The 22,516-nt window shown below is 68.4% G+C and carries 16 protein-coding genes and 2 pseudogenes; 11 read left to right on the top strand and 7 right to left on the bottom strand.

Annotation, left to right across the window (positions count from 1 at the left end; genetic code table 11):
* Window positions 1-24 precede the first annotated feature (24 nt).
* The 4 genes from kdpB to ASD38_RS02510 all read right to left on the bottom strand — a co-directional run bounded on the left by kdpB (window position 25) and on the right by ASD38_RS02510 (window position 6,217).
* Complete coding sequence (gene kdpB / locus ASD38_RS02525; RefSeq protein WP_056457279.1) at window positions 25-2,094, bottom strand: potassium-transporting ATPase subunit KdpB; 2,070 nt, start codon at window positions 2,092-2,094, stop codon at window positions 25-27.
* Window positions 2,095-2,105: 11 nt separating this feature from the next.
* Complete coding sequence (kdpA, locus tag ASD38_RS02520) at window positions 2,106-3,818, bottom strand: potassium-transporting ATPase subunit KdpA (RefSeq protein WP_056457276.1); 1,713 nt, start codon at window positions 3,816-3,818, stop codon at window positions 2,106-2,108.
* 295 nt (window positions 3,819-4,113) lie between these two features.
* The gene (locus ASD38_RS02515) at window positions 4,114-5,199 is read right to left on the bottom strand and encodes a tartrate dehydrogenase (RefSeq protein ID WP_056457273.1); all 1,086 of its coding nucleotides are present in this window, start codon (window positions 5,197-5,199) and stop codon (window positions 4,114-4,116) included.
* A gap of 247 nt (window positions 5,200-5,446) precedes the next feature.
* Window positions 5,447-6,217 (bottom strand): GntR family transcriptional regulator, encoded by a 771-nt coding sequence (locus ASD38_RS02510; protein ID WP_056443952.1) that lies wholly within the window; start codon window positions 6,215-6,217, stop codon window positions 5,447-5,449.
* A gap of 146 nt (window positions 6,218-6,363) precedes the next feature.
* Between ASD38_RS02510 and ASD38_RS02505 the strand changes: the two genes are divergently transcribed.
* The gene (locus ASD38_RS02505; RefSeq protein ID WP_082560645.1) at window positions 6,364-7,698 is read left to right on the top strand and encodes a CitMHS family transporter; all 1,335 of its coding nucleotides are present in this window, start codon (window positions 6,364-6,366) and stop codon (window positions 7,696-7,698) included.
* A gap of 27 nt (window positions 7,699-7,725) precedes the next feature.
* Here the strand turns inward: ASD38_RS02505 and ASD38_RS02500 are convergent, their stop codons facing one another.
* Entirely contained in the window at window positions 7,726-8,733 is a 1,008-nt protein-coding gene (locus ASD38_RS02500; protein WP_082560644.1) for a LysR family transcriptional regulator, read from the bottom strand.
* 13 nt (window positions 8,734-8,746) lie between these two features.
* The gene (locus ASD38_RS02495; protein WP_056457272.1) at window positions 8,747-9,751 is read right to left on the bottom strand and encodes a phosphoglycerate dehydrogenase; all 1,005 of its coding nucleotides are present in this window, start codon (window positions 9,749-9,751) and stop codon (window positions 8,747-8,749) included.
* A gap of 271 nt (window positions 9,752-10,022) precedes the next feature.
* Here ASD38_RS02495 and ASD38_RS02490 point away from each other — a divergent pair, with 271 nt between their 5' ends.
* The 10 genes and pseudogenes from ASD38_RS02490 (at window position 10,023) to ASD38_RS02450 (ending at window position 22,175) form a co-directional block, all read left to right on the top strand.
* A complete protein-coding gene (locus ASD38_RS02490; protein ID WP_056457268.1) occupies window positions 10,023-11,408 on the top strand; it encodes an acyclic terpene utilization AtuA family protein in 1,386 nt (461 codons plus the stop codon).
* Complete coding sequence (locus ASD38_RS02485) at window positions 11,408-11,716, top strand: DUF4387 domain-containing protein (protein ID WP_056457264.1); 309 nt, start codon at window positions 11,408-11,410, stop codon at window positions 11,714-11,716. The genes ASD38_RS02490 and ASD38_RS02485 overlap by 1 nt, the downstream gene beginning before the upstream one ends.
* A gap of 12 nt (window positions 11,717-11,728) precedes the next feature.
* Window positions 11,729-12,041 (top strand): annotated as a pseudogene (locus ASD38_RS02480) (class II aldolase/adducin family protein); the annotation flags it as partial.
* Between the two features lie 216 nt (window positions 12,042-12,257).
* Window positions 12,258-13,418 (top strand): alpha-hydroxy-acid oxidizing protein, encoded by a 1,161-nt coding sequence (locus ASD38_RS02475; protein WP_056457261.1) that lies wholly within the window; start codon window positions 12,258-12,260, stop codon window positions 13,416-13,418.
* A 132-nt stretch (window positions 13,419-13,550) separates the two neighbouring features.
* A pseudogene (locus tag ASD38_RS02470) lies at window positions 13,551-15,206 on the top strand (TonB-dependent receptor); the annotation flags it as partial.
* 94 nt (window positions 15,207-15,300) lie between these two features.
* On the top strand, window positions 15,301-15,714 hold the full coding sequence (locus ASD38_RS24840; RefSeq protein WP_327020092.1) for a TonB-dependent receptor: 414 nt from the start codon (window positions 15,301-15,303) through the stop codon (window positions 15,712-15,714).
* Window positions 15,715-16,842: 1,128 nt separating this feature from the next.
* Window positions 16,843-17,493: a sugar transferase gene (locus tag ASD38_RS02465; RefSeq protein ID WP_082560643.1), complete on the top strand. Its 651-nt coding sequence runs from the start codon at window positions 16,843-16,845 to the stop codon at window positions 17,491-17,493.
* 72 nt (window positions 17,494-17,565) lie between these two features.
* Entirely contained in the window at window positions 17,566-18,891 is a 1,326-nt protein-coding gene (locus ASD38_RS02460; protein WP_056458239.1) for a UDP-glucose dehydrogenase family protein, read from the top strand.
* Window positions 18,892-19,920, top strand: a complete 1,029-nt coding sequence (locus ASD38_RS02455; protein ID WP_056457256.1) for a glycosyltransferase family 2 protein — start codon at window positions 18,892-18,894, stop codon at window positions 19,918-19,920. It abuts the gene before it with no gap.
* A 5-nt stretch (window positions 19,921-19,925) separates the two neighbouring features.
* The gene (locus ASD38_RS02450) at window positions 19,926-22,175 is read left to right on the top strand and encodes a GumC family protein (RefSeq protein ID WP_156390534.1); all 2,250 of its coding nucleotides are present in this window, start codon (window positions 19,926-19,928) and stop codon (window positions 22,173-22,175) included.
* A gap of 28 nt (window positions 22,176-22,203) precedes the next feature.
* Here the strand turns inward: ASD38_RS02450 and ASD38_RS02445 are convergent, their stop codons facing one another.
* Window positions 22,204-22,437, bottom strand: a complete 234-nt coding sequence (locus ASD38_RS02445; RefSeq protein ID WP_056443927.1) for a hypothetical protein — start codon at window positions 22,435-22,437, stop codon at window positions 22,204-22,206.
* Between the last annotated feature and the right edge of the window lie 79 nt (window positions 22,438-22,516).

Below are 22,516 nucleotides of genomic sequence, written 5' to 3'. Positions count from 1 at the left end.
GGATGAATCTCCGATGAGCCGAGCTTAGGCGAGACCGAGGGCCGAGACCACGAGGTCGATCAGCTTGATGCCGACAAAGGGGGCCACGAGGCCGCCCAGACCGTAGAGGGCGAGGTTGCGCGACAGCAGCTTGCCGGCCCCGACGGCGCGATACTTCACGCCCCTGAGCGCCAGGGGGATCAGGGCGACGATGACCAGGGCGTTGAAGATCACCGCCGACAGGATCGCGCTTTGCGGGCTATGCAGCTTCATGACGTTCATGGCGCCGAGGGCGGGCAGGGCGACCACGAACATGGCGGGGATGATCGCGAAGTACTTGGCCACGTCGTTGGCGATCGAGAAGGTCGTCAGGGCGCCGCGGGTGATCAGCATCTGTTTGCCGACCTCGACGATCTCGATGACCTTGGTCGGGTCGCTGTCGAGATCGACCATGTTGCCGGCCTCGCGCGCGGCCTGGGCGCCGGTCTGCATGGCGACGCCGACGTCGGCCTGGGCCAGGGCGGGAGCATCGTTGGCCCCGTCGCCGCACATGGCGACCAGGCGGCCCTTGCCCTGTTCCTCGCGGATCAGCCGCAGCTTGTCCTCGGGCGTGGCTTCGGCCAGGAAATCGTCGACCCCGGCCTCAGAGGCGATGGCGGCGGCGGTCACCGGGTTGTCGCCGGTGATCATCACCGTGCGCAGGCCCATGCGGCGCAGGTCGGCGAAGCGTTCCTTGACCCCCGGCTTGACCACGTCCTTGAGGTGGATGACGCCGACCAGGACGCCGTCCTCGCTGACGGCCAGCGGCGTGCCGCCCGAGCGGGCGATGCGGTCGACGGCGGCGGCGACCTCGGCCGGCACGCGCTTCGGATCGATGGCCAGCGAGCGGTAGACCGCGTCCACCGCGCCCTTGCGCCAGGAGCGCCCACCGGCGTCGAGGCCGGACTGTCGGGTCTGGGCGGTGAACGGGATCGACAGGGCGCCGACCGGCGGTTCGACGGCCAGGCCCTGGCCACGAGCCAGTTCGATGATCGATCGGCCCTCGGGCGTTTCGTCGGCCAGCGAGGCCATCAGGGCCGCGCGCAGGGCCTGGTCGGCCCGCACGCCGGGAGCGGGGATCACCTCGACCGCCATGCGGTTGCCGAAGGTGATGGTGCCGGTCTTGTCCAGCAGCAAGGTGTCGACGTCGCCGGCGGCCTCGACCGCTCTGCCGGAGGTCGCCAGAACGTTGACCTTCAGCAGGCGGTCCATGCCGGCGATGCCGACCGCGCTGAGCAGCCCGCCGATCGTCGTGGGAATGAGGGTGATGAACAGGGCGCCCAGCACCAGCGGATCGAGCGCCACGCCCGAGAACTTGCCCAGGCCCAGCAGGGTGACCACCGCGATCAGGAAGATCAGGGTCAGGCCGGCCAGCAGGACGGCCAGGGCGATCTCGTTGGGTGTCTTGCGACGATCAGCGCCCTCGACCATGGCGATCATGCGGTCCAGGAAGGTCGAGCCGGCCTCGGCCGTGACCCGCACCTTGATCCAGTCCGAGACCACGGTGGTGCCGCCGGTGACGGCCGAGCGGTCGCCGCCGCTTTCGCGGATCACCGGCGCGCTCTCGCCGGTGATCGCAGCCTCGTTGACGCTGGCCATGCCCTCGACGATTTCGCCGTCGGTCGGCACCACGTCGCCGGCCTCGACAAGGATCACCTCGCCGACGGCCAGCTTGTGGGCCGGGGTGGGGATCCAGGCGTCGTTCTCGGGGTTAATGATCAGCTTGGCCTGGGTGGTCACCCGCGTGGCCCGCAGGCTGTCGGCGGCCGCCTTGCCCCGCCCTTCGGCGACGCTCTCGGCGAGGTTGGCGAACAGCACCGTGGCCCACAGCCACAGCGAGACCTGGATCGCGAAGCCGGCGGCCTGGTGGGCGGCCACCGCCGCGACGGCGGAGACCGTCGACAGCAGGGCCACGATCCAGGTCGCGAAGATCACCGGGTTGCCGGTCAGCCGGCGCGGATCGAGCTTGACGAAGGCGTCGCGGGCGGCGCGGGCCAGGACCGGGCCGGTGAGGCTGCTCGCCAGGGCGGCGGCCTTGCGGCGGCCTTCGCCGGCGTGGGTGTCTAAGGAGGTCATGGGGTCACCCATCAGTGGAGGGCGGCGACCGCGGCGAGCGCCTGGAAGTGCTCGACGATCGGTCCCAGCGCCATCGCGGGGAAGAATTGCAAGCCGCCCAGGATCAGGATCACCCCGATCAGGAGGCCGATGAACAGGCCGCCGTCGGTCGGCAGCGTGCCGGCGGTCGGGGCCAGCTTGGGCTTGGCGGCCAGGGCGCCGGCGATGGCCAGGACGGCGATCATGGGAACAAAGCGGCCCAGCATCATCGCCACGCCCAGGGTGGTGTTCCACCAGGGCGCGTTGGCGCTCAGCCCGCCGAAGGCCGAGCCGTTGTTGGCCGTGCCCGAGACGTAGGCGTAGAGGATCTCCGACAGGCCATGCGGCCCGGAATGCATCAGGCCCTTCAGCGCCTCGGGCAGGACGGCGGCCACGCCCGAGAAGCCCAGCATCGACAGCGGGACGATCAGCACGGCCAGCATGGACAGCTGGATCTCGCGCGCCTCGACCTTCTTGCCCAGATATTCCGGCGTGCGCCCGACCATCAGCCCGGCCACGAACACCGCCAGCAGGGCCATGACGACCATGATGGCGATCCCCGAGCCGATGCCGCCGGGCAGGATCTCGCCCAGCTGCATCAGGAACATCGCCACCGCGCCGCCCAGGGGCATCAGGCTGGAATGCATGCCGTTGACCGAGCCGTTGGAGGCCCCGGTGGTCATGGCCGCCCAGGCGGCGGTCGAGGGGGCGCCGAAGCGGACCTCCTTGCCCTCCATGTTGACCGAGGCGTCGACGTGGGCGGCCACCTGGGCCGGCGCCGGACGCGTCTCGGCGGCGTAGACTCCCGCCGCGCCGGCGGCCAGCAGCAGGACGCCGGCGACGACCAGGGCCCGGATGTCCTTTCGCGCCATGGCCGAGCGGCCGAAGGCGAAGAAGGCGGCCCAGCCGAGCACATTGATCGACACCGCCGTGATCAGGTTGGTCAGCGGGCTCGGGTTCTCGAACGGGTGGGCGGAATTGACGTTGAAGATCCCGCCGCCGTTGATGCCCAACTGCTTGATCGCCAACTGGCTGGCGGTGGCGAACAGCGAGATCTTCTGCTCGCCGCCCTCCAGGGTGTGGGCCGTGACGCCGGCCGCCAGGGTCTGGGGCACGCCCAGGGCGACGAGAACGATCGCCATGACCAGGCACAGCGGCAGCAGCACATAGAGGGTGGTGCGGACCAGATCGGACCAGAAATTGCCGACGCCCTCGCCGCGATTGGCGACGAACGCCCGGGCCAGGGCCGCGGCGATGGTCGCGCCGGTCGCGGCCGAGACGAAGTTCTGCACCGTCAGCGCCAGCATCTGGCTGAGCGTCGACATGGTCGTCTCGCCGCCATAGCTCTGCCAGTTGGTGTTGGTCACGAAGCTGGCGGCGGTGTTGAAGGCCAGGTGCGGCGAGACGCCGGCGAAGCCTTGCGGGTTCAACGGCAGCACGCCTTGCAGCCGCAGCACCGCATAGACGAACAGGAAGCCGACGGCGTTGAAGGCCAGCAGGGCGCCGGCATAGCCGAACCAGGTCTGGCTCTTGTTCGGATCGACGCCGCAGGCCCCGTGGAAGGCCTTCTCGACCGGTCGAAGCACCGGGTCGAGCCAGGTGCGCTCGCCGTTCCAGACGCGCGACATGTACACGCCCAACGGCCAGCCGACGCCGACCGCCAGGCCGAGGGTCAGGGCGATCTCCGCCCATCCTTGCCAGGTCATGGAAATAGGTCCGTCAAAACTTGTCGGGCCGCAGCATCGCCGCGACCATGTAGCCGGCGACGACGATCGCCCCGGCCGCCCAGAGCACGCTGACCAACATGGTCAGACGCGCCTCAGCCCCGCCGCGAACGCGGCGAAGACGGCGAAGAGCCCAAGGCCCAGCGCCAGATAGATCAGGTCAGCCATGCGCCGCCTCCATTCCTATGGACGGCTTGAAGACCACGAGCGCGCGTAAGGCCTCCATGCGGAAAGAGGCGACGGGCATAAGGGGAGCATAAGGATTGGGGGCGCCGATCTAGTCCGCGTCCAACAGCGCCTGGGCGACAGCCTTGCCGCAGCCGACGGTGTCGAGCGGTCCGCCCAGGTCACGGGTGCGCAGCTGGGGTTGCGCCAGCACGGTTTCGATGGCCGCGACGACGGCCGCCGCGGCCCGCGGCTCGCTCAGGTGGTCCAGCATCAGGGCCGCCGACCAGATCTGTCCCACCGGGTTGGCGATCCCCTGGCCGGCGATGTCCGGCGCGGAGCCATGCACGGGTTCGAACAGGGACGGGAAGGCGCGCTCGGGATTGATGTTGCCGGCCGGGGCGATGCCGATGGTGCCGGTGCAGGCCGGGCCCAGGTCCGACAGGATGTCGCCGAACAGGTTGGAGGCCACCACGACGTCGAACCAGTCGGGATGCTGCACGAAGTGCGCGGTCAGGATGTCGATATGGTACTTGTCCCAGCGCACGTCGGGATAGGTCGGGGCCATCGCTTCGACCCGCTCGTCCCAGTAGGGCATGGTGATGGCGATGCCGTTGGACTTGGTCGCCGAGGTCAGGTGCTTCTTCTCGCGGCGCCGGGCCAGCTCGAAGGCGAACTTGAGGATGCGGTCGACGCCGATCCGCGTCATCACCGTTTCCTGCATCACCACCTCGCGTTCGGTGCCCGGAAAGATCCGCCCGCCGATCGAGGAGTATTCGCCCTCGGTGTTCTCGCGCACGACATAGAAGTCGATCTCGCCGGGCGACCGGTTGGCCAGGGGGCTGGGCACGCCGGGCATCAGCCGGACCGGGCGCAGGTTGACGTACTGGTCGAACTCGCGCCGGAACTGGATCAGCGAACCCCAGAGCGAGACGTGATCTGGCACCGTCTCCGGCCAGCCGACGGCGCCGAAGAAGATCGCGTCATGGCCGCCGATCCGGACCTTCCAGTCGTCCGGCATCATCTGGCCGTGCTTCAGGTAATAGTCGCAGGAGGCGAAGTCGAAATGGTCGAACGCGAAGGTGCAGCCGAAGCGCGCCGAGACGGCCTCCAGCACCCTCAGCCCCTCGGGGACGACTTCCTTGCCGATCCCGTCGCCCGGAATGACGGCGATCCGGTAGTGGCGCGCTTGGCTCATTGAAACACCCTCGGACGACACGCCCCATGCCCCGTCGGCATCACCGGCCGGGTTAGGCCAGGGGCCGAGAACAGGGCAAATGCGAAATTCGTATGAAACGATGCCGCGACGGTCGTCCGTTCGGAAAGCGGGGTCGGAGCACCGATAGCCGCCGTCGACACGCGCTCATTCTGGCGTGTCTAAAAATGGATGCAATTGCTAACGTTCTTGGATGTCGTTATGGCTGGACCCAGAGACTGATGATCGATCAGCGGCGGGTGGCGATCGCGTGAAGACGGCGTTTCGTAGCGAGAACATGATCGGTCATGACGCGGCCCGCCTCGGCGCTGTCCTGGCGTCGGATGGCGTCCAGCAGCCGTTCATGGTCGCCCTGCGACGACAGCAGGTGCTCCGGCGTGGTCGCGGCCACCTGTCTGAGACGCAACGGGACGGCCGCCGCCACGCTGGGGCACAGCCGGGCCGGGTCGCCGAACACCGGATAGATCAGGGTCATCCGGATAGCGTTGCGCAGGACCTTGTTCTGCGACGCATGATGGATCGAGCGGTGGAAGGCGTGGTTGAGCTCGTACCACTCGATCTCGGCCTTCTCCGACCATTCGCCCCGATCCAGTATGGCTCGGCCCTGGCGGACCAGGTCGGCCAGCCGATCCAGCGCCGGGGCCTCCCAGCCCAGATCCACCGACATCCGCGCGGCCTGGCCCTCGAGGCCGGCCCGGACCTCGATCGAGTCGAACACGTCGCCGATGGTCACGGCCCGGACGGTGTAGCCGCGGTTGATCCCGTAATCGACCAGGCCCTCGGCCGACAGCACCGCCAGGGCGCTGCGGATGGGGGTGCGCGACACGGCCAGCTCGGTCGCCAGGCCTTCGGCCCGCAGCCGGGTTTCGGGCGGGATCTGTCCGGTGACGATCATCTCGCGCAGGCGCATCAGGACCGTGTGGGTCGCCGGTTCCGTCCGCGGCGGGTCGGCCAGGGGCGTGCTCGGGTCTGCGCTTTGGCCTGCCGGTTTCGTCGCCATACGTTCGGTGTCTCCCGAAGCCGGTTCGAGTCCGGCCCGCTATCCCTTCCTTACACCGCTACCTCGTTGGACGCGCAAGACTTCGGCCGAGCCTTGACCTCAACTCACCTGCAAAGGCGGCCGCCGGCCGGCCCGGAGATCGTCGCGTGACCGACCTGCTGCTTCAACCCGCCGCGCTTGGTCTGGCGATGGTGGTCACCTTCATGATCCTGATCATGACCAAGCGGATGTCGGCGATCGCCGCGCTTCTGGTCGTGCCGATCGGGTTCGGACTGCTGGCCGGCGCCGGGGCCGGTCTCGGCGAGATGATCCTCCAGGGGGTGGGTCAGGTGGCGCCGACCGCGCTGATGCTGTCTTTCGCGGTGCTCTACTTCGCCATCATGATGGACGCGGGGCTGTTCGATCCGCTGGTCAACAAGGTGCTGGCGATCGTCGGGGAGGATCCGCTGCGGATCAGCCTGGGCACGGCCATCCTGGCCATGCTGGTCTCGATCGACGGCGACGGCACGACCACGGCGCTAATCGTGATCACCGCCTTCCTGCCGGTGTACCGCCGGGTGGGGATGAACCCGCTGATCCTGGCGACCCTGCTGGGCCTGGCCAACGCGCTGATGAACTACGTCCCCTGGGGCGGCCCCTCGGCCCGGGCCGCCGCCGCGGTCCATGTTGACCTGGCCGACGTCGTGGGGCCGCTGCTGCCGGCCATGGGCGTGGGTCTGCTGGGCATACTGGGCCTGGCCTTGCTCTTCGGGAAATCGGAGCGCGAGCGCCTGGCTTTCGCCCCGGCGGCCAGGAGCGACCCGGGCGGGGCGATCACGCCCTTGCCTCCGGTCGCCGACGCCGAGCGCGCCGCCATCCGCCGGCCGAAGCTCTTCTGGTTCAACCTGGTGCTCACCGTCGGCCTGATCCTGGGCATGATCCTGGGCCTGGCGCCGCTGCCGGTGCTGATGATGGGGGCCTTCGCGGTGGCCGCGACGGTCAACTATCCCAAAGTCTCCGACCAGAAGGCCCGGCTGGCCGCCCACGCCGACAATGTCGTCAATGTCGTCGTGCTGCTGTTCGCGGCCGGCGCCTTCACCGGCATCCTCAACGGCACGGGCATGTCCGGCGCCATGGCCAACGCCGCCCTGGCGGTCATCCCGCCCCAGATCGGTCCCTTCCTGGCGCCGATCACCGCCTTGATCAGCATGCCCCTGACCTTCGTGATGTCCAACGACGCCTATTATTTCGGCGTGGTTCCGGTGATCGCCAACGCCGCCGCCGGCTTCGGGATCGAGCCGGCCGCCATCGCCCGCGCCTCGCTGATCGGCCAGCCCGTCCACTCGATGAGCCCGCTGCTGGCCCCGATCTATCTGGCCTGCGGCCTGCTGGGCGTCGACGTGGCCGACGCTCAGAGGTTCGCGCTGAAATGGGCCGTGCTGATCAGCCTGCTGGTGCTGGGCGCCGCCATGCTGACGGGCGCGATCCCGGTGGTCGGCTGATCGAAGACGCGTATCGAACCCCGCGCCTCAGGCCGTCGCCCGGCCTCGGCTTCCCGCGGGCGCGCCGTCACCCGGTGCGCCCGGCGCCTTTCGGGAGGGCTCGGCCCGTTCGCCGGGATCGGCTTCGGCGCGAGCCTTGAGCAGGGCCCAGAAGGCCTCGGCCGCCATGGTCTGGCGGGCGCGGGGGCGATAGAGGCGGATGTCGATGGGGATATCCCAGCGCTCGTCGCCGGCCCGAGCCAGCACGCCCAGGTCAAGGTCGCGCGCGATCAGGCTCATCGGCATCCAGGCCACGCCGCGCCCGGCCCGCGCCATCTCGGCCAGCACGGTGGCCACATGGGCCGTGAAGACCGGCTTCAACCACACCGAGGGTCCCTCCAGCGCATGGGTCGAGGCCAGGATGCGGCCCATCCCGGAGACGTCGCTGAAGGCCAGATAGGGAGCCGGCGCGCCCAGGTCCCCCGGCAGCACGAAGCGGGGGCGACGCGGGTCGTCCAAGGCCGGGGCGCTGACCGGAACCAGGGTGTCGGTCCCCAGGTCGACCGAGACGAAATAGTTCGGCTTGAACGACACCGGCGTCGAGGGGTGGTGGTGGCACAGCAGGAACTGGGCCTGGCCCTGCAGCATCATCCGCTCGCAGCCGGCCATGTTGTCGGTCACCAGGCTGACCGTGGAGCCCAGGGGGCGCTCGGCCTCGATCTCCTCCAGCCATCGGGGAAAGAAGGTGATCGACAGGGCGTGGGTCGAGGCGAAGCGCAGGGTGGTGGTCGACCCCTCGGCGATCGCCCGGGTCTGCTCGCGTCCCAGATAGAGCCGGCGCAGCAGATCCTCGGCCGAGGGGCGCCATTGCTCGCCGGCGAGGGTCAAGGCGACGCGGTGGGTGTCGCGGTTGAACAGGGGCGCGCCCAGCCAGGCTTCCAGGAGACGGATGCGGCGGCTGAACGCCGGCTGCGAGACGTTGCGCGCCTCGGCCGCGCGCCCGAAATGCTGGTGCTTGACCAGGGTGAGAAAGTCTTCGAGCCAGTCGAGCTCCATGAGCGTGCTCCGCCTAGCGGCCTTCGCGACCGTCGGCGACGACACATTCGGGGGCGCCGTCGTCTCCGTCGAGGACCGCGACGACGGCGCGCGCCGCCACCATGTTGGTCCGGTCCAGGCCCTCGCGCGACGAGGCCGCGGCGTGCGGCGTGCCGATCACGTTGGGCAGGTCCAGAAGCGCCTGGGACACCGGCGCGTAGGCGGGGTCGCTCTCGCTGACATAGACGTCCAGGCCCGCGCCGGCCAGGCGGCCCGCCCGCAGCGCGTCCAGCAGGTGGGCGTCCTCGACCAGGCCGCCGCGCGCGGTGTTGATCAGGATCGCCGTGGGCTTCATGGCGTCGATCGCCGCCTCGTCGATCAGGAAGCGGGTCTCCGGGGTCAGGGGCGCGTGCAGGCTGACATAGTCGCCGCGGGCCAGCAGTTGCGGCAGGTCGACGAATTGGACCCCGGACGCCCGGGCGTAGTCGGCGTCCGGGCGCGGGGTGTGGACCAGGACCTTGCAGTCGAAGCCAGACAGGCGCTTGACGACGCTCTTGCCGATCCGACCCAGACCTATGAGACCGACCGTCTTTTCACACAGGTCCGAGCCCTTCAGGATCGACCAGTCGCCGTCGATCATCCGCTGCTGGGACTCGCGCAGCCGCCGGCCGACGGCCAGCATCAGGCCGATCGTGTGGTCCGCCACCGAGGCGTCGTTGCCGCCAGCCGCGATGGTCACGACCCGGCCCAGCTCGCGGGCCGCGGCCAGGTCGACGCGCTCGTGGCCGACTCCCCGGCGCGAGACGATCCGTAGGTCAGGCAAGGCGGCGAGCAGCTCGCGGGTCACCCGCGCGTGGCCGACGATCCAGCCCGCCGCGCCGGCCAGGATCTCGACGAGGGCGTCGTGCGACAGGTCGCCGTCGGCCTTTCCCGCCGGCAGGGACGCGATCGTCACCTCGCAGCCGTGAGACCGCAGGTAGGCGTGGGCGCGGTCGTCGAAGAAGCGCTGGGTGACAACGACCTTGCGGGCGCCAAGCATGCCTTGTCTCCAAACTCGAAAAGGTCGCCGCAGGGGAAGCGCCCGGGTGTTTCCGCGCCAGATCGCGGCGCGCATCATTCGATCCAAGTTTCGCAACACGGGCCCTGGGGGGCGCGGATCGCCTGGGCGGCCGCCTTTCCCGAAGTGGGCCTTTTCACATCGCTAGCGAAGTGTTGGATAATTTGCATCCAAAAACTTGACACATTGCATCCCATAACGCTAGTGGCTTTCGACGGCCGGTCAGGGCCGGCCTTTGTCGGGTGGGAAGCGCATGTTCGAAGGCCCTATCAAGATCATCGTCCCCGTGGGCTCGCTCGGCGCCGGCGTGGTCGAGGCGGAGGTCCGCCGCGGCGTCGCCCTGGGCGCTCACGCCATCGCCACCGACGCGGGCTCGACCGACAGCGGAGCGGCCTACCTGGCTCTGGGCATGTCCAAGAACAATCGCGGCTCGGTGAAGCGCGATCTGACCATCCTGATGAAGGCCGGCGCGGAGGCGGGGATTCCCGTCATCGTCGGCACCAGCGGCCAGGCCGGCGGCGACAAGAACGTCGACTGGACCCGCGACATCGCCGTCGAGATCGCCCGCGAGCTGGGCCTGTCGCCCCGGATCGCGCTGCTCTATTCCGAGCAGGACAAGGACGTCCTCAAGGCCCGGAACGCCGCCGGCAAGATCACGCCCCTGGCCCCGCTGGGCCCGCTCGACGACGCCGCCATCGACGCTTGCGACCACATCGTCGCCGCCATGGGGCCCGAGCCCTACATGGCCGCGCTGCGGGCGGGCGCCGACCTGATCCTTGGCGGCCGCACCACCGACACGGCGGTCATCGCCTGTTTCGCCCTCCTGCACGGCGCGCCGGCGGGCGCGGCCTGGCACGCGGGCAAGGTCTCGGAATGCGGTTCGCAATGCGCCGTCTACCGGGATCGCGGCTCCGGCGTCCTGCTGTCGATCGGCCAGGACGGCTTCGAGGTCGAACCGCTGGCGCCGGACAATCGCTGCGACCCCCACAGCGTCTCGGCCCACATGCTGTACGAGAACAGCGACCCCTTCCGCCTGACCGAGCCCGGCGGCGTCCTCGACGTGACCGACGCGGTCTATGCCGAGGTCGACGACCGCACCGTCAAGGTCACCGGATCGGTCTGGGAGCCCCAGCCCTACACCATGAAGCTGGAGGGCGCGGCCGGCGGCCGCTACCAGACCCTGATGCTGGTCGGCATCCAGGACCCCGACGTCCTGGGCCGCGTCGACGAGTTCCACGACAAGATGCTGGCCGCCCTCTACGACCGCGCGCGCAAGTCAACCGGCCTGGACGACGCGGCCTTTCACATCTCGCTGCGGATGTATGGCTGGAACGCGGTGTCCGGCGACAGGCCGCCGCCCGGAACGCCGGCGCCGCGCGAGATCGGCGTGCTGTTCGTCGCCACCGCCGACACCCAGGAGCTGGCCACCCAGATCGCCAAGGCCTGCAACGCGTACTTCTTCCACTACCCGATCTCGATGGACAAGGAGCTGCCCAGCTACGGCTTCGCCTTCACCCCGGCCGACGTCGAACGCGGCCAGGTCTACGAGTTCAAGCTCAACCACGTGGTCCAGGTCGACGATCCCCTGGAACTGGTCCGCACCGCCTGGATCGACCTGCGCAAAGAGGAGGCCGCGTAATGGCGACCGTCGGCGATGTCTGCCGCCATGTGCGCTCCAAGAACGCCGGGCCCTACTGGGTGACCTTCGACCTGTTCTTCGACGGGGCGGAGAACTTCGCCAAATACAGCCAGAGCCCGGCCCTGGGACCCGACCTGCTGCACCGGCTGTTCGGCGCCGATCCGGCGCAGGTGAAGCGCTTTTCGGTGCCCAGCCTGAACGTGGTCAAGATCTCCTACGCCCGGACCACGCCGCAGGGCGGCGAGGTCGAACGCGACATGCACCGCGGTCAGCAATTCGTGCGGCTGCTCGAGGTTCAACTCGACTGAGGACGGACGGCCATGAACGCCCACGCCGTGGACACGCCGCCCGCCCAGGCCGACGATCCGGAAACCGCGATCCAGATCGGCCTGGCCGTCGCCTATCGGCTGGCGGCGCTGTTCGGCTGAGACGACCTGGTCTTCACCCCGCATCTCGGCCCGCGCGCCGGGGCCGGAGCACCACTTCCTGATCAATCCATACGGCTGGATGTTCGAGGAGATCACGGCCTCGTCGCTGGTCAAGGTCGACCTGCACGGCAAGGTGGTCGGTCCGACCAAGGCGATGGTCCATCCCGCCGGCTTCACCATCCATTCAGCGATGCACGCCGCGCGAACTGGTCTGGCCGGGCCTGCTGCGGCGCCCGGATCGCCAGAACCCCGGCTGCGCCGCCTGATCCGGCCGACGGAGTCGACTCCGTCCTGATCATCGCCGCCTCGACGCCGGGGGGTCCACCGTTCATCCTGTCGGCCAGGTCGGCCGCGCCCTCTCGACGCGTCGGACTTGAAAATCCGTTCGGCGACCCGCGCCGGCAGTCTTGGAGGGAAGTCCGTGGCCTACGGCGACTATCAGAACGAGATCTATTTCAAGGGTCTGCACGGCGTGAAGCCGACCTGGCCCGTGGATTTCGCCACGCTGGAGCAGAGAGCCGTCGCGGCCTTGCCGCCGTCGGTGCTGTCCTATGTGCAGGGCGGCTGCGGCGACGAGTTCACCCAGAACCACAACGCCCACGCGTTCCGGCGCTGGGGCCTGATCCCCCGCATGATGGTCGACTGCACGCGCCGGGATCTGTCGGTGAACCTGTTCGGACTGACGCTGCCGACGCCGCTGTTCATGGCGCCGATCGGCGTGATCGGCCTGTGCGCCCAGGACGGCCATGGCGACATCGCCACCGCCCAGGCGGCGGCCGCCACCGGCGTGCCGATGGTCGCCTCGACCCTGACCAACGATCCGATGGAAGCGGTCGCCGCCGCGATGGGCGACACGCCCGGCTTCTTCCAGCTCTACACGCCCAAGGACAAGGGCGTGGCCGAAAGCCTGGTGCGCCGGGCCGAGGCGGCGGGTTTCAAGGGCGTCGTCGTGACGCTGGACACCTGGATCACGGGCTGGCGGCCGCGCGACCTCAACGACGCCAACTTCCCGCAGCTGCGCGGCCACGCCCTGGCCAACTACTTCTCGGATCCGGCCTTCCGCGCCCTGTTGGCCAAGCCGCCGGAAGAAGATCTGCCCAGCGCCGTGATGACCTGGGCCCAGACCTTCGGCAAGCCGCTGACCTGGGCCGACCTGCCGTGGTTGCGCTCGCTGACCAAGCTGCCGCTGATCCTCAAGGGCGTCTGCCACCCGGACGACGCCCGCCGAGCCATCGACGGCGGCGTCGACGGGATCTACTGCTCCAACCACGGCGGACGCCAGGCCAATGGCGGCGTGGCGGCGATCGACCTGCTGCCGGCGGTGGTCGAGGCCAGCGGCGACGTGCCGGTGCTGTTCGACTCCGGGGTCCGTTCGGGCAGCGACGTGGTCAAGGCGCTGGCCCTGGGCGCGACGGCTGTCGGGGTCGGGCGGCCCTATGCCTACGGCGCGGCGCTCGGCGGCGCGGCGGGCGTCGCCCATGTCCTGCGCAGCCTGTTGGCCGAGGCCGACCTGCTGATGGCGGTCGACGGCTATCCGACCATCGCCGACCTCAAGGCCGCCGGGCTGGTCCGCGCGGACTGAGGTCGTCGTCGCCTTATATCATCCAACGCATCAATTAATTGCATCCAATTAATTGACCGTCGTGATCCAATTCTCCTATGGTTTGATGCCCGGGTCCGCCCGAGGACAAAACAAAAACGGGGAGGATGCGTGATGACGACCAGTCGAAGGATTCTGGCGTGCGGCGCCGCGGCGGCCGCTCTGGCCGGCGCCGGCCAGGCGATGGCCCAGACCGCGCAAGTCGCGCGGGCGGGGGCGCCGGAAGCCGTTTCGCTCGACGAAATCGTCGTCACCGCGCAACGGCGCAGCGAGCGCCTGCAGGACGTGCCGGTGACGGTGACGGCCTTCGGCGCGGAGGAGGTGCGTCAGGCGCGGATCCGGGAGATCGACGATGTCGCCACCCGGACGCCCGGTCTGAACTTCGACGCCTTTCCGGCCTCGCAGCCGCGCATCGCCATTCGCGGCATCGGCTCGTCCGATCGCGGCGCGGCGGGCGATCCCAGCTCGGCGGTGTTCCTGGACGAGATCTATCTGGGCCGTCCGGCCGCCGTGGCTTTCGACGCCTTCGACGTCTCGCGCATCGAGGTGTTGAAGGGGCCGCAGGGCACGCTCTATGGCCGCAACGTCGTGGGCGGCGCGATCAACGTCGTCACCAACCGTCCCGATTTCGACCGGGTCGAGGCCGCGGGCGAAGTGACGGCCGGCAACTACGAGCGTCAGGAAGGCGCCGGTTACGTCAACGCGCCGTTCGCCGACGGCAAGGCCGCGTTCCGGGCCAGCGGCAGCTGGCGAACCCATGACGGCTACGTCAAGAACACCTTCACCGGCGGCCGGGTCGAGGACCAGGACACCCGCAGCGGCCGTCTGCAGCTGGCCGTCCAGCCGAAGGAAGCCCTCCGCCTGCTGGTGACCGTCGACGGCACGCGCGACCGCGGCGCCGGACCCGGCCAGCACGTGCTTGATCTCGACGAGACCGATCCGCTGTCGGCGTTCTGGACCGTCGACCGTGACCGCAAGCACACCGCCGGCTCGACGGACGGCTATCAGAACCGCGACACCTGGGGCGTGCGCGGCCAGATGGACTGGGACCTGTCGTTCGCCACCCTGACCTATCTGGGGGCCTACCGGGATCTCGACTATCACGTCGCCTATGACTTCGACGGCGGCAATCCGAGCACCAACTTCATCGACATCTCGGGCGGCAATGACGAGGACAGCCGCTTCTCCAGCCACGAAGTGCGGCTGAGCGCCTTGCCCGACAGCCGCGTCCAGTGGGTCGCCGGCGTCTACAAGTACGACAGCAAGACCCTGCGCGACGACATCTTGCGGTTGGACATCGGCGGCCAGGGCACGGAGATCTACGCCCAGGACGCCAGGCTCGACAGCTACGCGGTGTTCGGCGACATCACCGTTCCGGTCGCCGACACGGTCTCGCTGATCGGCGGCCTGCGCTATTCGAAGGACAAGAAGGACTATCGGGTCTCCAACACCGAGGGCGACTCGGTGTTCCGCGCCGGGGAGGTCTTCGACGTCAGCGTTTCGGGAACCTATGACGCGGTGACCTATCGCGCCGGGGCCAACTATCAGCCGGCCGAGGATCGGCTCTACTACGTGATGGTCTCGAAGGGCTTCAAGAGCGGCGGGTTCCAGGACACGCCCAGCTCGGCCGAGGACGCCGCCGACGGCTTCGAGCCGGAATACGCCACCCAGTACGAGGTGGGGCAGAAGAGCACGTTCCTGAACGGCGCCCTGACCTGGAACAACACGATCTACGTGCTGAAATACAGCGACCTGCAGACGCGGCGCACCGTGGGCTTCGCCACGATCACCGACAACGCCGGCAAGGCCACGATCAAGGGCTACGAGACCTATCTGCTGGCGGCCGTTCGCCCACGCCCGCCTCGTGGCCAGCTACGGCTACACCGACGCGCGCTTCGACGCGTTCATGCCCGAGCCCGGGGTGGACTATGCCGGCAACCGCATCTCTCGCACGCCCAAGCACAAGGTGGTGCTGTCGCCGTCCTACGATCTGCCCCTGGGCGATCGCGGCGAGCTGCGGTTCGCCGTCGACTACCGCTACGAGAGCCACATCTACGACGACAATTCCAACACCGGTCCCGAGCAGCGCCCGGCGACCAACTTCCTCGACGGCCGCATCGTCTACAGCGCGCCTTCGGACAAGCTGGCCCTGTCGCTGTGGGGCAAGAACCTGACCGACGAACTGACCCGCACCTATCAGGGCACGTTCCTGGGGGCCAATTTCGGCGCCTACAATCCTCCTCGAACCTTCGGCCTCACCCTGAGTCTGAAGATGTAGGCGCTTGGGCGGCCGGCGCCGGGCCCGTCGGCCGCTCGCTTTTCAACATGATCATGAGCCGCCGAGCTTGGGGAGCCGATGTCGCCAGGCGCTGAGCACGCGCCGCCGTCGGCCCGGATCGCGGCGTTGCGGTTGTTCTCCGCCGACCGGTCGCGTGAAGGGCGGCCAGCGCATTCGGCGATAAGTATTCGCCGGCATTTGCGCCGCAGCAATTCCTTGCAGGGGACGTTGCGCGCCATCCCGATCCGATGATCGCGGCGCGAAGCGCTTTCCGTCAGTCAACGCCAGATCGACGCGCGACAGCGCGGCCGATTACCATGAAAGGTCAAATTTGACCGATCTAGTCCAATAATCGCGCCGTCGGATGTACTTTGGTGTGATTATGGGTCACGTAAATAAAGCAAAAATTGGGCGAATATAGGTATACTGTCCTATTTTTATGCCACATTATGCACGAATATGCCGATATTTGCTGAAGATATTGTAATATATAAGGAATTTCCGATACTAGCAGTCAAGCTAATTCTATAGCCCAGCTTGTCGCTGCTCTGCAAAATCGCGAGCCATGCTTCAGGTGCGCGGATCGACGAATTGCCGCGCTTATAGGTATGCAAAATCAACTACTTGCTGATCTAGCGTTGCTTGCGAGAGGATTTCAATTTTCGTCCGAGAAATGATTTCGTGTCGGCTAGGGCACATTTTTTCGTTCTGCCAAGCTTGTTTCCCGCGACGACATGGCGCCTTGTATTCGCACAACAGGCTGAAATTCGAAGGCTCTTGCATGGCGACGCTTGCTGAAGCTGTATGGGTATGTGCTTCATATGAACTATGGATTACTTGACTATACGGCGTCTCAGAACGTCATGTGCATAACGTAAGGTTGCGACATCTTACCGGATTCGATCCGACGATCAAAAACAACGGTCAGTAAGAGTCGATTGCGACCACGCGCGGGGAGACGCAGGGAGAGCGCAGGGTGACGTGGCGAAAATGCTGCGTTGCGATAGTCCAAGACTATAGCATCTCTCAATTCTCATAAAATACTTAGGGTGGGCTCAGATTATTTAGAAATCATCAAAGCGATTTGATGATTTCTTGCGTATCGGAGGTCGCGCGGTGAATATTGGCATGACTCAAGTCGTATCAGTGAACACGAGTTTGCCTCGGATCAGCGAGGTGGTTTCTCGATGTCTCGACATTGCCGTGGCGTTGCTGGCGCTGATTTTCATCGTTCCGCTGCTGGCGACGATCGCGGTCGCCATCAAGCTCGCCGACGGGGGCCCCGTGCTGTTCAGCCATCGGCGGATCGGGCGCGACGGCCAGCCGTTCGGTTGCCTGAAGTTCCGCAGCATGGTCGTGGACGCCGAGGAACGCCTGGCCAGGCTGCTGGCGGTCGATGAGTTGGCGCGCCAGGAATGGCTCAAGGACCACAAGCTGCGGGATGATCCGCGCGTCACGCCCCTGGGATCCTTCCTACGCCGATCCAGCCTCGACGAGCTGCCGCAGCTGTTCAACGTGCTGCGCGGCGAGATGAGCATCGTCGGACCGCGCCCGATCGTCCAGGCCGAGGTCGCGCGCTACGGCCGCCGCTTCGCCTCGTACTGCGCGGTGCGTCCGGGGATCACCGGCTTGTGGCAGGTCAGCGGCCGCAACGACGTCTCCTACCGCCGCCGGGTCGCGTGCGACGTCGTCTATGCGCGGCGCAAGTCGCTGGGCCGGGATGTCTTCATCATCGTCTGGACCGTGCCCGCCGTCCTCAAGGGCCAGGGCTCCTATTGAGGCCCGGTTCGCGGCGGCTTCGACCGGCCGCGCCCCACCCCCTGCTTCACTCCGCTTGGAAGGATCATGACCATGCGAGTTGCGATGATCGGCGCCGGCTATGTCGGCTTGGTGTCCGGGGCCTGTTTCGCCGATTTCGGCCATGAGGTCGTTTGCGTGGATCGCGACGCGGACAGGATCCGGCGGTTGACGGCGGGCGACATGCCCATCTTCGAGCCGGGTCTCGACGAACTGGCGATGCGCAATGTCCGCGAAGGACGGCTCGGCTTCGCCAGCGATCCGGCCGAGGCCGTCGGCCAGGCCGACGCGGTGTTCATCGCGGTCGGCACTCCGTCGCGGCGCGGCGACGGCCATGCCGACCTGTCCTATGTCTACGCCGCCGCCGAGGAGATCGCCGGCCTGATCGACGGCTTCACCGTCGTGGTCATGAAGTCGACCGTGCCGGTCGGCACCGGCGACGAGGTCGAGGCCATCATCCGGCGGGCGCGGCCCGAGGCGGACTTCGCGGTGGTGTCCAACCCGGAGTTCCTGCGCGAAGGCGCGGCCATCGAGGACTTCAAGCGTCCCGACCGGGTGGTGGTCGGCTGCGACGACCGTCGCGCCGAGGATCTGATGCGCGAGCTCTATCGCCCGCTGTTCCTCAACGAGACGCCGGTGGTCTTCACGGGCCGCCGGACCAGCGAGTTGATCAAGTACGCGGCCAACGCCTTCCTGGCCATGAAGATCACCTTCATCAACGAGATGGCCGACCTGTGCGAAAAGGTCGGGGCCGACGTCCAGCAGAAGCGGATCGGCGGCAAGTTCCTCAACGCCGGTCCCGGCTACGGCGGCTCGTGCTTCCCAAAAGACACCGTCGCCCTGGCCCGCACCGCCAGCGATCATGGCGCGCCGATCCGGCTGATCGAGACCACGGTGGCGGTCAACGACGCGCGCAAGAAGGCCATGGTCGACAAGGTCGTCCGCGCGCTCGGCGGCGAGATGCGCGGCCGGACGATCGCCCTGCTGGGACTGACCTTCAAGCCCAACACCGACGACATGCGCGACGCGCCGGCCCTGGAGATCATCACCGGTCTCCAGGCCCTGGGCGCGCGGGTCCAGGGCTATGATCCGGAAGGCATGCGCGAGGCCGGCCGGCTGGTCGCCGGCGTCGATTTCCGTCCGGGGCCCTACGAGGCCGTCGAAGGGGCCGACGCGGTGGTGATCGTCACCGAATGGGATCAGTTCCGGGCGCTCGACCTGGAACGGGTCAAGGGATTGCTGCGGCGGCCCGTGGTGGTCGACCTGCGCAACATCTACCGCCCCGAGGACATGGCCGAACAGGGCTTCGCCTATGTCGGGGTGGGACGACCCCAGGGCCGGGGCCCGGAGGAGGTCGCGACCATCGCGGCGGTGGCCTAGATGACGCGCCTCACGCCCCTGCCCGAGGCTGGCGTCTGCGTGATCGTCGCCGCCTACAACGCCCAGGCGACGATCGGCCGGGCGGTTCGGTCGGCCTTGCGGCAACAGGGGGTTTCCGAGGTCTACGTCATCGACGACGCCTCGGACGACGAGACGATCGCGACAGCGGCCGCCTGCGACGACGGCGGCGGCCGCCTTGTGATCCTGCGTCAGCCCTCCAACCAGGGTCCGGCCGCCGCGCGCAATCTGGCACTGAGCCTGACCACGGCCGACTGGGTCTGCGTGCTGGACGCCGACGACTATTTCCTCCCCGGGCGCATCGCCCGGCTGCTGGCCGACGCCGGCGAGGCGGACCTGGTGGCGGACGAACTGATCCGGACCCGGGAAACCTCGCCGGCCACGATCACCCATCTCTCCACGCCCGCCGGCGACCCGCGGCGGATCGACTTCGAGGCCTTCGTGTCGGGCAATGTCAGCCGCGAGGGCCGACCGCGCCAGGAGCTAGGCTTCATCAAGCCGCTGACGCGCACGGCGTTCCTGCGCCGGCACGGTCTTGTCTATGACGAGCGGTTGAGGCTGGGCGAGGACTACGAGTTCTACGCCCGCGCCCTGGCCCGGGGCGCGCGGATGGTTCTGTCGCCGCCGCGCGGCTATGTCGCCGTGGAGCGCGCCGGCTCGCTGAGCGGGCGCCATTCCGAGGAAGATCTGCGCCGTCTGCGCGATTGCGACCAAGGGCTGGCGGCCCTCAGGCCCCTGAGCGCGGGCGAGCGCCAGGCGCTTCGTCGGCACGCCGCCAGCGTCGACAGCCGGCTTCAGTGGCGGCTGATGATCAACGCGGTGAAGGCGCGCGACGTGGTCGCCGCCTTGCGCACCTTCACCTCGTGGAAGGTTGGCTCCTACCTTGTCGCGCGCCTCGCCGAACAGGCCTGGCTCCGCTCCGTCGGGCGCCTGGGGGCGAAATCCGGCACGGCGCGGCCGACATCGCCTCGGCCAGCCGCCCCCCGTCTGAATCAAACCATCGCGAAGTGAACGCCATGACGATCGCCACTCACAGCCCGTCCTTCACCGCTCTACCCCCCCCGCGCAGCGGCGCGGCCCATGAGGCGCCCAAGACGGTTTCCGAGGTCATGGATCCGCGCAAGGCGTGGCGGATGTTTCAGCGCCGGCTGCGAACGTTCATCGCCGTGGCCGCGATCGTGCTGCTGGCCGCCCTCATCCTGACCCTGACCGCGCCGCGCCTGTTCACCGCCAAGTCGCGGATCATGTTCAATCCGAGTCCCGAGCAGGTCGTCGCCTCCCAGTCCGTGGTGCCCGATCCGCCGGCGGTGTCGACGGTGATCGACACCGAGGTCGAGGTCCTGCAGTCGCGCGAACTGGCCCAGCGGGTCACCGACCAGCTGCAACTGCAGAAGGATCCGGAGTTCAACCCCTTCCTGCGCGAGCCCTCCGCGCTGGACCGCTGGCTCGCCGGCCTCGGGCCGCGCAAGCCGCCCGAGCCGCCCGCCAGCCGCGAACAGCTGGAGGCTCGGGGCCGAGGCGCGGCCACCGGCGCCGTGCAGCGCGGACTGAACATCCGGCGGTCGGGCCTGACCTACATCGTCGATGTGGGCTTCACCTCGCGCGATCCCCAGAAGGCCGCCCTGATCGCCAACGCCCTCGCCGAGGAATATCTGAACTCGCGATCCGAGGCGAAGATGTCGACCACCACCAAAGCCAACCAGTGGCTGCAGCGGCGGTTGGCCAAGCTCGAACCGGAACTGGCCGCCAAGGAGGCCGCCGTCGCCGCCTATCGCGCGCGCAACAACCTGCTCAGCGCCTCGGGCGCGACCTTGGCCGAGCAGGAGATCTCCAGCTACAACCAGCAACTGGCCGCGGCGCGGGCCGAGGAGGCCACCGAACAGGCGCGCCTCGACACCGCGCGCAGCCAGCTGGCCCGCGGTTCGCGGGGCGACGACGTGGGCGAGGCCCTGGATTCCCAGGTCATCCAGAAGCTGCGCGAGCAGCGGGCGGCGGTCAGCGCGGCCGTCGCCGATCTTCAGGGCCGTTATGGTCCCCGCCACCCCGACCTGCTCAAGGCGCAGCGGGAGCTGGGCGACATCGACCGGCAGATCGAGGAAGAAATCCACCGGGTGATGTCGAACCTCGAGGCCAAGACCCAGGTGGCGCGGCAGCGGACGAGCTCGCTCGCGGGCAGCCTGGGCGCGGCGCGCGGCGGCCTGGCCGGCGTCAACGCCGCCAGCGTGTCGCTCAACCGGCTCGAACGCGACGCCCAGGTGGCGCGCACGGACTATGAGTCGTTGCTGGCCCGCTATCGCGAAACCTCGTCTCAGGCGGCGCTGCAGGATTCCGACGCCGAACTGGTCTCGCGGGCGCGGACGTCGAACGCGCCCAGCTCGCCCAACGTGCCGATCAATATCTCGCTGGGCGTGGTGCTGGCCCTGGTCCTGGGAATCGGCGCGGTCCTGCTGGCCGAGGCGATGGACGACAGCCTGGCCACGGCGGCCGATGTCGAACGCAAGCTGAACCTGACGGCGCTCGGCTCGGTGCCGCTGCTGCGGTCGGTGTCGAGTCGCCGCGACCGCGACATGGCGCCGGCCGGGCATGTGCTGGCCAGACCCCTGTCGGTGTTCGCCGAATCCTTCCGCACGCTGCGCGCGGTCCTGCTGCACGGCGAGTTCGGCGGCGTGCGGATCGTCGCCGTGACCTCTTCCCTGCCGGGGGAGGGCAAGACCACGGTCAGCGTCTGCATGGCGCGCAGCGCGGCCCAGGCCGGACTGAAAGTCGTGCTCGTCGATTGCGACCTTCGCCGCCGCAGCCTCAATCAGCTGCTGGGCCGTGAACCCGATGTCGGGCTGCTCGAGGTGCTGTCGGGCGCCTGCGGACTCGACCAGGCCCTGCTGCCGGACGTCTCGGGCGCCATGCTGCTGCCCACCGCCCACCGTCAGACGGTCCACCAGGACGTGTTTTCACAGCCGGCCATGGACCGGTTGCTGTCGGCGCTGTCGGCCCGCTTCGATCTGGTCCTGCTCGATACGGCGCCTGTCCTGGCCGTGGCGGACACGCGCGTGCTGGCGGCGAAGGCGGAGGTCGTCCTGCACGTGGCGCGGTGGCGCAAGACATCCGCCAACGCCGTGGACGAGGGGTTGCGCCATCTGGAGCAGTCGGGCGCGACGATCGCCGGCCTGGCCTTGACCCAGGTGGATTTCCGCAAGCAGCAGCGGTTCGGCTACGGCGACCCGGCCTTCTACTACGGCCAGTTCAAGGGGTATTACGCCAATGGCTAGGCTTTGGACCCGCCGCGCCGACCGTGGCTCAATGGGGCCTGAACACCACCCACGCCGCAGTCCAGCCCACGACGTTGAAGGCGATGATGAACGCCAGGGTCTGGCGCTTCGACCAGCGCGGCTTGGGCTTCTCCCTGGCGGCGGGAGCGGCGTCGGAGCGCTGCGCCACGACCGGACCCGGGCCCGTGTAGTTCGGTATCTTCCGCCTCAAGCCCATGATCCCGGCTTCCCATTTCGGTCCGCCCTTGGACGCCTGGCTCAACCCACGGCTCCACAGATCGGATGCCTGAATGTCTAATCCACAAAGTCGTTACGCGGAAGGACCCGGCGCCGTTCCCCTG

This window comes from Caulobacter sp. Root487D2Y (assembly GCF_001427165.1).
Taxonomy (GTDB): Bacteria; Pseudomonadota; Alphaproteobacteria; order Caulobacterales; family Caulobacteraceae; genus Caulobacter.
Note: the sequence above shows the minus strand (reverse complement) of the source record. Positions and strands in the feature narration are given on the sequence as shown.

What these genes read in the sequence shown, in the direction of transcription:
- kdpB (WP_056457279.1), bottom strand. Translation starts at nt 2,094, where the DNA reads ATGACCTCCTTAGACACCCACGCCGGCGAAGGCCGCCGCAAGGCCGCC.
- kdpA (WP_056457276.1), bottom strand. Translation starts at nt 3,818, where the DNA reads ATGACCTGGCAAGGATGGGCGGAGATCGCCCTGACCCTCGGCCTGGCG.
- ASD38_RS02515 (WP_056457273.1), bottom strand. Translation starts at nt 5,199, where the DNA reads ATGAGCCAAGCGCGCCACTACCGGATCGCCGTCATTCCGGGCGACGGG.
- ASD38_RS02510 (WP_056443952.1), bottom strand. Translation starts at nt 6,217, where the DNA reads ATGGCGACGAAACCGGCAGGCCAAAGCGCAGACCCGAGCACGCCCCTG.
- ASD38_RS02500 (WP_082560644.1), bottom strand. Translation starts at nt 8,733, where the DNA reads ATGGAGCTCGACTGGCTCGAAGACTTTCTCACCCTGGTCAAGCACCAG.
- ASD38_RS02495 (WP_056457272.1), bottom strand. Translation starts at nt 9,751, where the DNA reads ATGCTTGGCGCCCGCAAGGTCGTTGTCACCCAGCGCTTCTTCGACGAC.
- ASD38_RS02490 (WP_056457268.1), top strand. Translation starts at nt 10,023, where the DNA reads ATGTTCGAAGGCCCTATCAAGATCATCGTCCCCGTGGGCTCGCTCGGC.
- ASD38_RS02485 (WP_056457264.1), top strand. Translation starts at nt 11,408, where the DNA reads ATGGCGACCGTCGGCGATGTCTGCCGCCATGTGCGCTCCAAGAACGCC.
- ASD38_RS02465 (WP_082560643.1), top strand. Translation starts at nt 16,843, where the DNA reads ATGACTCAAGTCGTATCAGTGAACACGAGTTTGCCTCGGATCAGCGAG.
- ASD38_RS02460 (WP_056458239.1), top strand. Translation starts at nt 17,566, where the DNA reads ATGCGAGTTGCGATGATCGGCGCCGGCTATGTCGGCTTGGTGTCCGGG.
- ASD38_RS02455 (WP_056457256.1), top strand. Translation starts at nt 18,892, where the DNA reads ATGACGCGCCTCACGCCCCTGCCCGAGGCTGGCGTCTGCGTGATCGTC.
- ASD38_RS02450 (WP_156390534.1), top strand. Translation starts at nt 19,926, where the DNA reads ATGACGATCGCCACTCACAGCCCGTCCTTCACCGCTCTACCCCCCCCG.